Origin of the sequence: Metapseudomonas resinovorans DSM 21078 (assembly GCF_000423545.1) — a bacterium.
Taxonomy (GTDB): domain Bacteria; phylum Pseudomonadota; class Gammaproteobacteria; order Pseudomonadales; family Pseudomonadaceae; genus Metapseudomonas; species Metapseudomonas resinovorans.
The window spans coordinates 187,552-199,726 of record NZ_AUIE01000010.1; the positions used below are offsets into that span (position 1 = coordinate 187,552).

Here is a 12,175-nt window from a genome sequence, read left to right on the forward strand (position 1 = left end):
GAATCAAACGCAGGGGGGATGCCAGATGCTGGATGGCGTTCGTTCAGGCAGGAAATCGCTGATGGAGGTCGTTGCTACGGGGAAAGCCAGGTCCAAAACAGGCTTCAGGAATCTCACCTGCAGGATGCTGACGGTCTTGCATTCCATGCCAGGCTTGCAGAGCTTGCCATTATCGGAATTGCCGTGACAGCAGTCCGCGCCCGTGTACATCACTTTGCTCATGCTCGCGGACTTCATCGGGCAGGGCGCCGACGGCGACTGTTCGCCCGCCATCCCGTTGAAAGGAAGCGCAAAGCTAAACAGCAGAAACAGACACAGGCGCAGGTAGCGTTGCATGTGGGGCAGTTTAGACCGGGTTCTGGGGGCTAACTATTACGATTCTGTAAGGCTTGGAAAGCGTTCGCCGAGGTTGATCGAGGGCTCTAAGTTGCCCATTTTTGGCGCTCGCGTTCGCCCCTTGCTCCCGACAGAGGCCTAGTCTGCTCGTTTATGGAACTCTCACACCGGATTCCTCTGTGTGTCGTGGCTCTTGTGTGATTCAGATCGAAGCTTTCCTGCCCCATGCTTCAGCCTCCCTGACCCGCACTGAACCTATCTCGAAAGCGCGGAATGAACCTAGGTGTAGCACGGGCATATGCGTCGTAGGCAGCGCCGAATTCCTTGCGCATATCCCTCTCTTCGGTAACCGCCAAGCGCCCGTACATCACCAGCAACACAGGGAACATCGCCAGAGTCAGAAGGGTTGGCCACTGAAGCAGAAAGCCCAGGAGGATCAGCACAAAGGCTACGTACTGAGGATGCCGGACCCACGCGTAGGGCCCAGCTGTGGCGAGAGAGTGACGGCGTTGCGCGTGATAGAGCACGTTCCACGCGGCCGAAAGCAGATAGAAGCCGAAGCCCAGGAACACGTAGCTCGCAATGTGCAGCGCACTGAAATGCGGATTGCCCGTGTCACCCAACAACGTCGACCACAGATGCCCAGAGTCGTGGGAAAGCAGATCGAGGTTGGGGAACTTGGACTGCAGCCAGCCTGACATCAGATAAATCGTCAGGGGGAAGCCATACATCTCCACGAACAGGGCGACGATGAACGCAGAAAACGCGCCGAAGCTCCTCCAGTCTCTTGCCGTCGCGGGTTTGAAGAAACTGAATGCAAACATTATGAAGATCGCTGAATTGATGAAAACCAGCGCCCAGAGACCATATGCGGATTCACCATGGTTCATAAGGGATCTCCCGGTTTACGGGTATCGGGCTTCCCGGAGGCGGCAGAGTTGCTCTGGCCTTGGTGATGGTGCCCACCGTGTCCTCGGTGCATGAAGACATGCATCAGCGGGCAGGCGAGCAACAGCAGAAACGGTAGGGCGCCGACAACATGGACGAGGTGCTCGGTCAGCAGGAAATAGACGGCGACTCCACCTATCACCACGAGACCGATTGCGTAACGTGAAGTCCAGAAGCTGGGTGGCGAACCGTGTTCATCGGAATGATGGTTCATAGCGTCTCCTCGGCATGGTGAAGTGCTACTTCGACGGTGTGGGAGGCTTGCGGTCCATCATCATCTGCATCATGGATTCCATCATGTCCATGCGCTTCTCCATCATCTGCTGACATGCGGCCATATCACCGTCCATACCCTTGCCGCCTTGCATTCCACCCATACCCGACATTCCACCACCCATGGACTTCATCATGGCCATGCCGCCCTTCATCAGCGTCATATGCTCGGCCATCAGCGCCTGACGCTCTTCCGGGGTTTTCGCTGCAGCCATCTTTTCGTGCATGGCTTGCATGGCCTTCATGTGCTGGTCCATCGCCGCCATTTGCCCTTTGTCCATTTGCTGGGCAGGGGGCATCTTCTCAGTGGCCTCTGAACCAGAGGCATTGGCCGGGTGATGCGCCGAGTGTTCATCGGTGTTTTGCGCCATGGCCCCCGCAGACGCAGCAGCCATGCAGAGCCCGATCAGTACATTGCGAATCTTAGACATCATCATCTCCTTAACCATGCTCGAAAATTTGTGCGGTAGCCGCAGCATCACGGCTATCGGTTGAGTCGTAGTCAGGTCGCTCGAACTTCGTTTAAACGACCCCGTCTTTGCCACAAGACTTGGTTTTGGTGCCATCCCCACGGCAGATCGAAGGGCTATTCGGCTTTCGGCGGCTTGTAGCTGATCCCGTTCGGGCCAGCGCCGACCTTGTGTGTGCCAACGACCTTGCGGCTGTTCGTATCAATTACGGATACGGTGCCCGCTTCAATATTGCTGACAAACACATAAGCGCCATCTGTGCTGATGGCCACACCATGAGCGCCCCGGCCGGTGGTCACGGTGCCAATGCTGCTGCGTGTTTGGGGATCGACGATGGAGACTCGATCGTCCGGGTTCTGGCCACTGCCTTGGTTCGCCACATAGACCTGGCGACCATCAACGGTGGCCATCATCTGGATCGGCGTACGGCCCACATCAACCTTGCCGATCACCTCGCGCTCGGCTGTGTCGATGATGCCGAGCTGGTTCGCTGCACTGAGCGACACGAACGCCAGGCGGCCGTCGGGGGCAAAGCCCACCTGGACAGGACCGTTACCCACTGGAATTTGCGCGGTCTCCTTGAGCGTGGTGACATCGATAAGCGAGACGCTGTCGCTCCGCATATTGGCGACGTAGAGCGTTTGGCCATCTGGGCTCAAGCGCAGCCCATGGGGATAGCGCCCAGTCGGAATGCCAGGTAGTTCGACCTGCTTTTTCAAGTCGAAAACCCGCACCCGGTTGGCGGCGGAATCGGTAACAAAGGCGCGCTGCCCAGTAGAGTCAGTGACCACATGAGCCGGGTGATTGCCGGCTGGCAGGCTGAACTGCGGTCTATCCAGCCCGGCGGTACTGAATACCAGCAACTGCCCACTGGCCTTTTCACCACTCGAATGTCCGGCATGTCCGGATATCCCAACGACCAAAAGCAAGCTGCCATCGGGTGACACCTGCACGTTGTGCGGGGAAATCGGCAAGGCGACCGTGCTGATCACGCCTGTATCGAGGTCTACCTGGCTTATGGACGCCGCCCGCTCGTTGGCGGTGTAGACGCTGCCAGTCGGGTTTGCCAGGGCAAGGCTCAGGTGTGCTGCAAGGGATATACCTAAGGCCAGAGAGGTAAACCGCTTAGCGTTCATCGTGGTGTCTCCAACGAAGGACATGGTCTTGAGCCAGACAGGCCTAAACCGATGCTCAAGCTAAGCGCCAATCGCGAAGTAGTTTGTTGATCGCGGTCAACGATCTCTACCGGGCTCGATACTGAGTGATCGAACGCGCAAATTTTCTAGGTGAGTACCGCCAGCTAGCCGATCCTGCCGAGGATGGGAAACACCTCCAGCAGCCACCAGGCAAAGTCGGTCAACTGGCCCGTGACCATGGCCGTCCCCATGAGAATCAGGATGACGCCAGCCCCTATGTGAATGACCCGACTCCAACGGCGAAGGCGTTTCAGGTGGGCAAGGAAGTGGTTTGTGAACCAGGCCGTCAGCAGGAATGGGAGCCCCAGGCCGAGCGAGTAGATCGACAGCAGTGCAACGCCACTGGCGCCAGTACTGCCAGTGGCGGCACTCAGCGTCAGGATGCTGCCCAGGATCGGGCCGATACAAGGCGTCCAGCCAAAGGCGAAAGCGATTCCCAATACATAGGCCGCCAGCGGTCCTCCGCTGGATTTGAGCTGGTGGACGAAGCGCACGTCCATATTCAGCCAGCGCGGGTTGATCAGGCCGGTGATGAACAAGCCAAAGGCGATCACGATGATGCCGCCAACCAGGTTGGTCTCCTGCCGATAGGCGATCAGCAGCCGGCTGATGGCGGTGGCGCTGGCCCCCAGGGCAATGAAGATGGTGGAAAAGCCCAGCACGAAGCTCAGGCTCATGCCGATCACCGCGAGCCGTTCCTGGCGGCTTTCCAGAACCTGCAATTCGTCCACCGAGCGACCGGCAATGAAGGATATATAGCCGGGTACCAAGGGCAGCACACAGGGCGACAGGAACGAAATCATTCCCGCGGCAAACGCGCTGAGGATGCCGATTTCGCTAAGGCTCATCGCAGACTATTTCCTCGCTGTGGAGGCCATCACTTCCTGCACATACTCAATGACCTCCGGGCTGTCCCACTCGGCCGCTCCGGCTTTGCGGCCAAGCTCTCGCCCCTCGCGGTCCAGCAGCAGGGTGACCGGCAAGCCAAAGGCGCCGAGGCTTTGGATGGTTCGCATCTGCTCATCGAGGTAGATCTGGAGGTGCTGGATACCGATCTCCCGGTAGAAGTCTCGGACCCCGTCCAGCCCGCCTTGATCAAGAGAGAGCGCCACCACCTGGAAGTCATTGCCTCCGAGCTTGGCCTGGAGGCGATCCAAGGTCGGCATTTCCTGACGGCAGGGGACGCACCAGGTGGCCCACAGGTTGAGCAGAACCACCTTGCCGCGGAAGTCAGCCAGGCTGAGTGGCTTCCCTTCTCCATCGACGAAACTGACTGCATCCAGCGGTTTGGGCTCAGGCCAAATGATCAACCCCGCCCGAGTGCCGGTTTCCGTAGATGGCTCGGCGCCGAATGAAAGACGCGCCCCGACCAAAGGCAAGACAAGGCACAGCAGCCAGCAGGTCCGTAGGTACCAGGACAGTTCCGTGAAACCTGAGGCCAGGTGCGTGGAGCGGTGAAAGGCGCAGGTCATGGCACACCTCAGGAGCAGCTGTCCGTTCAAACCACCGGAACGGCACTGGCTGGCTGCAGTCACCAGGAAGCAAGGTTGCTATTGGGACTATAGCAGTGCCGACTCGCCGTTTAAGTGGCCCCTTGCCATTCCTCGACGCGGACTCTCTAATCGGCGTCTCAGGCAAAGGAGGCTGATATGGCACTGTTGGATGAGATTGTCGGATGGGCCGGCGGGTTGAGACCGTGGCAGCAAGAGGCACTGCGTCGCATCTTTGCGCGACCAGAGCTTCCTCAGGCTGACGTGGATGCCATCTTGCAACTGGTTCGCGAGCAGGAAGGCGATGGCACGGCTCCCGCAGAGGTGAGACCGTTCACTGTGGACGACGTCCCAGGTACCGGCAGTGGCGCCACGGTAAGGTTGGTGGGGCTATCCGGTCTCGATCAAGTCAACGGTTTCCCCTCCGGCCGCGCCTTTGATTTGGCGCCGGAGGGCATGACCATCCTGTTTGGCCACAATGGTGCTGGCAAATCCGGCTATGCCCGTGTCCTGAAGAATGCGTGCAAGGCCCGGCATCGGGTAGAGGTTCTGCCTAATGCGTTTGATCCGGTGCCTGGGCCACCTTCTGCGGACTTCGCCATCTTGGTGGACGGAGAGCCGGATACGGCACGCTGGGTCCAAAATGCTCCAGCTCATCCTCACCTCAGTTCTGTCTCGGTGTACGACGTTGCCTGTGCCAACGACTACATCGATGCCGAAGGCGTTCCCGCCTTTCAACCCTACGGGTTGCCACATCTGACACGTCTGGTCGCGCTACAGCGCGACCTCCAGGCCCGTATCAATACCGAGCGTGGCGCACTTGCGCTGGACGCCCGGCAATTTGAGCCGTTGAAGGGCGACACCGAAGTTGGCCGTTTCGTTGCCAACCTGGGAGAAAGTTCCGACCTGACCACGCTCGCTCGGCTGGGTAGGGTCAGTGAAGCGGAAGCGCAGCGGCTGACGTTTCTCAACCAGACGCTTCTAGAAACTGATCCTGGGCCCAAGGCGCTTGCCCTGGAACGCCTGGCCACTCGCCTGGACCAAGCACAGCAACGGGCGGCGACTGCCCAACGCTGGGTGAACGACCGGGCCATCACGCGTGCGAAAGAGCTGCTCGACGCCGAGAAGACGGCGAACTTCGCCATGACCCTGGCGCAAGCCAGGCTTCACGGCACCGCCGCGCAGACTGGAGAACCAGCTTCGCAAGCGTCCGCGCTCGTCGCCCCCTTGCTGGAGGGAACGGGAAATGTGCTGTGGCAAACCCTTTACCGCGCCGCCGAGGCTTTCTCCCAGCAGTCGGCGTACCCTGATCACCCATTTCCGCACCTCGATGCCGACGCGTACTGCGTGCTCTGCCAGCAACCCTATGCGGCCGATGCCGTCGAGCGCATGCGTCGATTTGCGGCCTTCGTCGCCGATAGTGCGACGGCCGAAGCCCAGGCTGCACACAGCGCGCGGCTGGAGGCCTTCAGCAGGGTGAAAGCAGTTGATCTCAGCGTGCTGGACGAACCGACGCTGGCTGACGTGGGGGAGCGCCTGCCCGAGCTGCATGCCGCGATAACGCAAGCGGCCTCGGTGTGGGCAGCGCGACATGCCTGGGTGACTCAGGTGTTGGAGTCCGGCAATTGGCCCGCCGAGGTCGAGGCACTGCCTCCCGAGACCAACCTGGATCAGTCTTTCGCGGTCAGCGCCGCAGCGCTGCGAGCCGACTCCACCACCTTACGGACTTCAGCCGATCCTGCAGTACGTCAGGCATTGGTAAATGAACGGGCGGAGCTGGAGGCGCGGCAGCGGCTTACTGGCCACCTCGCGGCAGTGGAGCGTTTTGTTCAGGACAGCCGAACTCACCAGAAACTGAGTCGATGCCATACCGCCCTTAACCCACAGGCAGTGTCGCGCAAGCTGACAACACTCGCCACGACGCATGTAACCGAGGCACTGGCGACCGCTATGAATGCCGAGCTGAAAGCCTTGGGCTATCGGCGCCGGGTGCAACCAGAACTGACCGGCCGCACGGACCTCGGCCTGACCAAGGTGACGCTTCGCCTCAGCGACATTGCCCTGAAGGCCTCGAAGGTGCTGTCGGAAGGTGAGCAACGTGCCATGGGATTGGCCATGTTCCTCGCCGAGCTCGAATCGCAGGCCCATACCTCCACGGTCGTGTTCGACGACCCCTCCACCTCACTGGACCACGTTTACCGTCGGGCAATTGCCAGGCGTTTGGTCGAGTTGGCAGCCACGCGCCAAGTGCTGGTGTTCACCCACGACGCCGTGTTCTTGACCGAACTCGCCATGGCGCTTCAGCAGGCTGATCGCACTGCCAGTTACAAGACCATCGGTTGGGATGAAGCGCCAGGGTTAGTGAGCGATGGGCTGACCTGGGCCACGATGGACACCAAGGCCCGCCTGACTGATCTGCGTGCCCGTACAAAAGCGCTGAACGCCGATCTAAGTGAGTACCCGACTGAGGAGATTGAGCGCCAGATCTCAGCCGGCTACACCAGCCTGAGAGGGACGATCGAGCGAGCGATACGTGAGGTTTTCCTGAACAACACGGTCCAGCCTTTCAGCGACGTCGTCAGCGTGGATTCGTTCGGTGCCGTGGTGGGGCACCCTCAGGACGAGTGGGAGGCGCTGCAGGCAGCCTATGCGCGGGCCTGCGAGGCGACCGAGGCCCACGACACCCCCGGGGAACGCCAACTCCCGCTGCCACCACGCGAGGACCTGCTCCGCGACATCGCCCTGGTGATTGACCTGGTCGACCGTGCGGTAGCGCGTCGTAAGGTCTACGAGACTCAGCGCGGTGAGCGGACGACTCAACGCAAGAAGCTTTTCGGCGGCTAGTCCTCCCGAACTCAAGCCGAACGCTGTACGGGGTTCGGCTTGCGCGAAGGCATGGCTGAGTCACTGCTCGTGGGCGGGAACTAGATTGACCAAGGGCGTGAGGCAGGCCTGGGCTGAGCGAACCCATGCAGTCAGCGCCTCAAGGTCCAGTTGCACGGATTCCGCTTCGGCCCAGATGCAGGCGCCCTCGGTGGGCACTGCCGGGGCGGCACCCTCGACGAGGGTCAGCGCCATCGCATGGAGCCTCAGCAGCTCGTCGCGCAGCCTAACGAGACCGCCCATGTCAGCGAGACAGGCATCCAGCCCGTCGACCAGTCCCAGGAGTTGGGACGTGTCGAAGCCGTCCCGGACCTGTTCCAGTACGGTTGCATCCACCTCACCATAGGGCGTGACACGAAACGACGCGGGCGGGATGTCGATCATAGGGTTTCCTCCGTTGGAGCCTGGCTGGGTGTGCCGACCCGCAGCGAACCGGCTGCCTGCTGGAAGACCGAGTCTTTGATCCAGGGTTCCGGCGGGCGATTCAGCTTGAGGTTGAACTCACCGAAGCGCTTGACGTTGCTGGTCAGGTAGGGACTGAGGAAGGACACGTCCTCATCGCTGAACTGCCAACCCTCGCGCGCCAGTTTCTGCAGGATTCGCATCATGTCCACGGTGTTCTGCAGGATCACCGACGAGGCCACCATGTCGTTGTAGCGCAGCCGCTTCTGCTGCTCGTCCGGATCGTTCTCGGCAATCACGTCGCCGCCAAAGGACAGCCACTTGGAGAAACCGTTGTAGGACTCGATCTTGTTGGTGTTGGCAGTGACTTCCTGGCGCAACTCGCGGCTGCCGATCCAGTTGAGCAGGAAGATCGTCCGAATCACGCTGCCCAGCTCCTGCGCCGCGTGGTAGAGCTTGTTGCGCCGGCTGTAGGAACCGAGCTTACGCAGCAGCATGGGCGAGGAAATCTTGCCGGCCTGGATCGACAGCGCCACCTGCATCAGATCCTGCCAATGGGTTTCGATCAACTGCCAGTCGGCAGTGTCGGTGAACAGGCGATTGATGTGCTTATACGACACCCCGCGATCCGGCCGGTTCATGATCAGGTCGCGCCAATTGCGGATACGCGGCATCAGGTTGATGCCCAGCAGGTGGGTAAAGGCAAACACCGTGGCTGACTGGCCCTGAGTGTCGGAATACACCGTATCCGCTTCCACGCTGAGGTCGGCCTTGAGCAGTCCCTCGATGACGTAGATCGCCTCCCAGATGCCCGGCGGGATGAAGTGCTGGAATACCGCGATGTAGTTGTTGGCCACGTGCCGATAAGCCACCGCGCCCATCTTGCGGTAGCGGAAGTGGTAGCCGGCCAGCAGGTTGTCGTCGTAGAAGTCGAATTGGGTCCCGTCCGCCGCCACCGCCTTGCCGTCGCCCCACAGCTTGGGCAGATCCAGTTGCAGGTAGAGCTCCACCAGCTCCCGGTTGGCCTTGTCCAATTTCTCCAGCGAGAGATGGCGGCGATTGGTGTAAGAGAGCATATGCGGCGTGACATTGCCGGCGAGGTGCCGGGCCGCCTGGTTGGGCCCCAGGTTGCAGCCCATGGCGAAGATGGTCATCAGGTAGCGTTCGGCTGGGTCTTTGAGCTTCGGCTCGTTGCCGGAGATTGGCCCGAAATGCCGAGTGAACTGAATCCAGTGCTCAATGTTGGCCATGATGTCGAGCACGTGTCGGGCGGGCATCCGCTGGACAATCGCCGTTTGCAAGGAGATGGCGGAGGGTGGGATATCCCGCGCCATCACCCGCCGCAGCACAGGCTCGCCGGCGTCGTTGATCGAAACATCGCCTCGGCAGGAAGGAAACTTGTCGTCCAGTTGTTGCGCGGTTTCCTCCAGCTGAGCCTTGAGGGATGCGACAAATTCTTTGGCCGAGCTGGGCAGGCCAACCTTCTCGCAGTAGGCCGGCAGTCGCCCCAGACACTCCTCCCAAGGGAGCAGCTGCCTTCGGTAATCGTCGAAGGATTCGGACCCCAGCACGCAAAGATCCCCGGAGCGCAATTCGCTGGCCAGGTAGGAGAACACGCAGACTTCCAAGTAACGGCGGTTGGTCGGCGGACCCTCGCTGGCGGGGCGGCGCACGACTTTGCTCCAACGCTCCGAGGCAAACGAAAGATCGACGTGTTCATCGATCCACTCGCGATGCAAATTCTCGTTGTCTTGGATGAGTTGGAGAGCCTGAATCAGTGTGCGGTCCTGGGTAGTCGGCTCCAGTTGCAGCAGGTGACTCAAGCGAAACAGAAGCGAGCGATGAGATTTGAAGTGTTTCCAGATCAGGGGCAAGTAGTTATTGCCCCCGGTGGCTTGTACTTCGGAACAGGACTCCCGCAACCGATCGAGATTGCCGTCGGGGCAGAGGTACTCCCGAATCAGGCTGCCGGCTTCCTCGTTGTTTGGTTCCTGGGCCAGAATCTGTAGCACCCCGCCCAGGGTGGCCACCAATTGTTCCACCTTCTGTCGTTGTCGGACCTGGATCTGCTCCAGCTCTTCCTTGGCGCGCTTGTGAATGGTCGAAATTCGGCGGATGAACATCTCGGCGAGATGATCCCGGGTTCGCACCCGCATCCGATAGATCAGCGCCAACATCAGGGTATAGCGCTTGGGTAGTGAGCAGTCTTTCAGTTCTGAAACGTCCGCGGCTGCGGCCTGAGCAGAAAAATGCCGGATCTTGGTCTCAACGATTCCCTCGAAAATCGTGTCTAGGTCGCCAAAGCTATCCAGCCAGGCAAGGTGGTCAATCAACACCTCAAGATGCTTGCGCGACGGCTTCTTGGGCGCCTGCTTGAGGGAATTGAAATCGCTCTGCCGGCGCCCGAATTCAGTGCCGAGCAGCTCCTTCAACTTGTGGATCACCTCTATCGGCGTTCGAGCTACCACGCGGTTGAAGATAGCCTCTTGCGCGCCCGCCAACGCGGTTTCCGCGATGTCGTTGAGCGTTGAGTAAGCCGGAAGCTCATACCCGCGCTGAACTAGCTCATCGAGCATCGCATTAATAAGATCGGTTCGCTGCTCTAGAACTGAAGCGCAGTCACGTGCGATTTGCTCCGTAACTGCAAGCCCGTCGCTGCTATAGAACGGGGTAACCTGCAGGTACTGCCGGACGGCAGCTTGATGCCGGTAAAGTGTGCGGGGATTGCTGTAGCGCGGAGTTATACGCGCACCGTAGCGCAGGCAACGCCGGACATGGCCAACGAGTTCCGGAGGAAGCTCTTCGAGCGGAACGAAGTAGTGGAGCTGCTGAAACACCTTTAGCTGGATTGCCAGCGCAATTGAGAGCGCTGGACTCTTAGCGGTGTTGTCGACCCATTCGATCTCGGAGTCAGACAGAGAATAGCTTCGATGAAGCTCCTTAGCTGACAAATGAATGGGTAATAGAGGGTAGGCTGTCCTTTCCACCGAGGCCATTGAGTGCGTCCCCAAGCAGGCAAAGCCATCAGCATAGACGCTTCGCAAGTATGCGGCCGACCAGCCAAAATGTAGTGGTCAACCCATCCCGGACAGTGGGTTAAGTCTTTCCTCGGCCACCGCAGGCGGTAGTCCGTCGTTGAATTGATGCGGCCTGATCCAGTTGTAGCGGTGCATCAGGTAATGGCTGATGTCTCGCTGGGCCTCCTGCGCCGTCAGGTAGCCAGTCGACGGCACCCACTCCGACTTCAGGCTGCGGAACAGCCGCTCCATCGGCGAGTTGTCCCAACAATTCCCTCGGCGGCTCATGCTCTGCTGCATCCGGTAACGCCAGAGCCGTTGCCGAAACAGGCGACTGGCGTACTGGGCGGATCCGAATGGAACAGCACCTGCTGCGGCTTGCCGCGTTGCTCATAGGCCATGTCCAATGCCTTGATCACCAGCTCGGCATCCGGTTTGGCCGAGAACGCCCAGCCGATCATCCGCCGTGTATGCAGGTCCAGCACCGCGGCGAGATAATGCCAACGGCCTTGTGCCCAGACGTAGGGGTAAGTAGGCCGGGGGAGTTTCACCCCCAGCCTCTCGCAGAACCGGACGTGAGCCTCTCGACTCATCCGGCTCCCATCATCCAACCGCAGGAAGACATCCCATACCCCAATGCACGAAGGCAGTCGGGAATCGACGCGCAACCCATGAGGTCTGGCAGTGCTTCTTGAGCGCGCGCAGGAGCAGATCATGGTCAATATTGTCGAAGAGACCCTTGATATCGAACTCCACGACCCAGTCGTAGTCCCAACTTCGCCGCCTCACCAGGGCAATCGCATCGTGGGCAGAACGCCCGGGCCGATAGCCATAGGAGTTTGGATGGAACATCGGGTCGATCTGCGGCTCCAGCAGGAGCTTGACCGCCGTCTGCGCCACCCGATCGGCAACCGTGGGCACGCCCAGCACACGCACACCACCCGACTTCTTCGGAATCGGCACCCCTTTGACCGGCGGCGGAAAATAGCTGCCGGAACAGAGTCGATTCCATAGCCTGTATAGGTTGTCGCCCAAGCGACTCTCGAATTGCTCAATGGACTCACGGTCAACGCCTGCGGCGCCGCCGTTCGCCTTGACACATTTGAATGCCTCCCAGATTAACGCCTTGGGAATGTCATACGGTTTGGTCATGAGACCGT

10 protein-coding genes and 2 pseudogenes are annotated in these 12,175 nt (G+C 60.1%); 1 reads left to right on the forward strand and 11 read right to left on the reverse strand.

The window, feature by feature from the left end; genetic code table 11:
- Positions 1 to 3: 3 nt before the first annotated feature.
- The 7 genes from G559_RS0111730 to G559_RS0111760 all read right to left on the reverse strand — a co-directional run bounded on the left by G559_RS0111730 (position 4) and on the right by G559_RS0111760 (position 4,695).
- A complete protein-coding gene (locus G559_RS0111730; protein ID WP_028628390.1) occupies positions 4 to 336 on the reverse strand; it encodes a hypothetical protein in 333 nt (110 codons plus the stop codon).
- Between the two features lie 230 nt (positions 337 to 566).
- Positions 567 to 1,226 (reverse strand): methyltransferase family protein, encoded by a 660-nt coding sequence (locus G559_RS0111735; RefSeq protein ID WP_028628391.1) that lies wholly within the window; start codon positions 1,224 to 1,226, stop codon positions 567 to 569.
- On the reverse strand, positions 1,223 to 1,498 hold the full coding sequence (locus G559_RS0111740) for a DUF2933 domain-containing protein (protein WP_028628392.1): 276 nt from the start codon (positions 1,496 to 1,498) through the stop codon (positions 1,223 to 1,225). Before G559_RS0111740 ends, G559_RS0111735 begins: the two co-directional genes overlap by 4 nt.
- A 25-nt stretch (positions 1,499 to 1,523) precedes the next feature.
- Positions 1,524 to 1,988, reverse strand: a complete 465-nt coding sequence (locus tag G559_RS0111745; protein WP_028628393.1) for a hypothetical protein — start codon at positions 1,986 to 1,988, stop codon at positions 1,524 to 1,526.
- Positions 1,989 to 2,143: 155 nt separating this feature from the next.
- Positions 2,144 to 3,187, reverse strand: coding sequence for a YVTN family beta-propeller repeat protein (locus tag G559_RS0111750; RefSeq protein WP_245586497.1), 1,044 nt, complete (start codon positions 3,185 to 3,187; stop codon positions 2,144 to 2,146).
- Between the two features lie 140 nt (positions 3,188 to 3,327).
- Positions 3,328 to 4,071 (reverse strand): cytochrome c biogenesis CcdA family protein, encoded by a 744-nt coding sequence (locus G559_RS0111755; protein ID WP_028628395.1) that lies wholly within the window; start codon positions 4,069 to 4,071, stop codon positions 3,328 to 3,330.
- Positions 4,072 to 4,077: 6 nt separating this feature from the next.
- Positions 4,078 to 4,695, reverse strand: coding sequence for a TlpA family protein disulfide reductase (locus G559_RS0111760; protein WP_081668040.1), 618 nt, complete (start codon positions 4,693 to 4,695; stop codon positions 4,078 to 4,080).
- 177 nt (positions 4,696 to 4,872) lie between these two features.
- On the opposite strand from G559_RS0111760, the gene G559_RS0111765 reads away from it, so the two are divergent.
- Positions 4,873 to 7,557 carry an AAA family ATPase gene (locus G559_RS0111765; RefSeq protein ID WP_028628397.1) on the forward strand — a complete coding sequence of 895 codons (2,685 nt, stop codon included), beginning with the start codon at positions 4,873 to 4,875 and terminating at the stop codon, positions 7,555 to 7,557.
- 60 nt (positions 7,558 to 7,617) lie between these two features.
- Here the strand turns inward: G559_RS0111765 and tnpC are convergent, their stop codons facing one another.
- From tnpC to G559_RS28925, 4 genes and pseudogenes are all read right to left on the reverse strand, one after another.
- A complete protein-coding gene (gene tnpC, locus G559_RS0111770; RefSeq protein WP_028628398.1) occupies positions 7,618 to 7,980 on the reverse strand; it encodes a Tn3 family transposase post-transcriptional regulator TnpC in 363 nt (120 codons plus the stop codon).
- Positions 7,977 to 10,994, reverse strand: coding sequence for a Tn3 family transposase (locus G559_RS0111775; RefSeq protein ID WP_028628399.1), 3,018 nt, complete (start codon positions 10,992 to 10,994; stop codon positions 7,977 to 7,979). Before G559_RS0111775 ends, tnpC begins: the two co-directional genes overlap by 4 nt.
- A gap of 78 nt (positions 10,995 to 11,072) precedes the next feature.
- Positions 11,073 to 11,539, reverse strand: a pseudogene (locus G559_RS28920) (DDE-type integrase/transposase/recombinase); the annotation flags it as partial.
- Positions 11,540 to 11,681: 142 nt separating this feature from the next.
- A pseudogene (locus G559_RS28925) lies at positions 11,682 to 12,167 on the reverse strand (reverse transcriptase domain-containing protein); the annotation flags it as partial.
- Positions 12,168 to 12,175 lie beyond the last annotated feature (8 nt).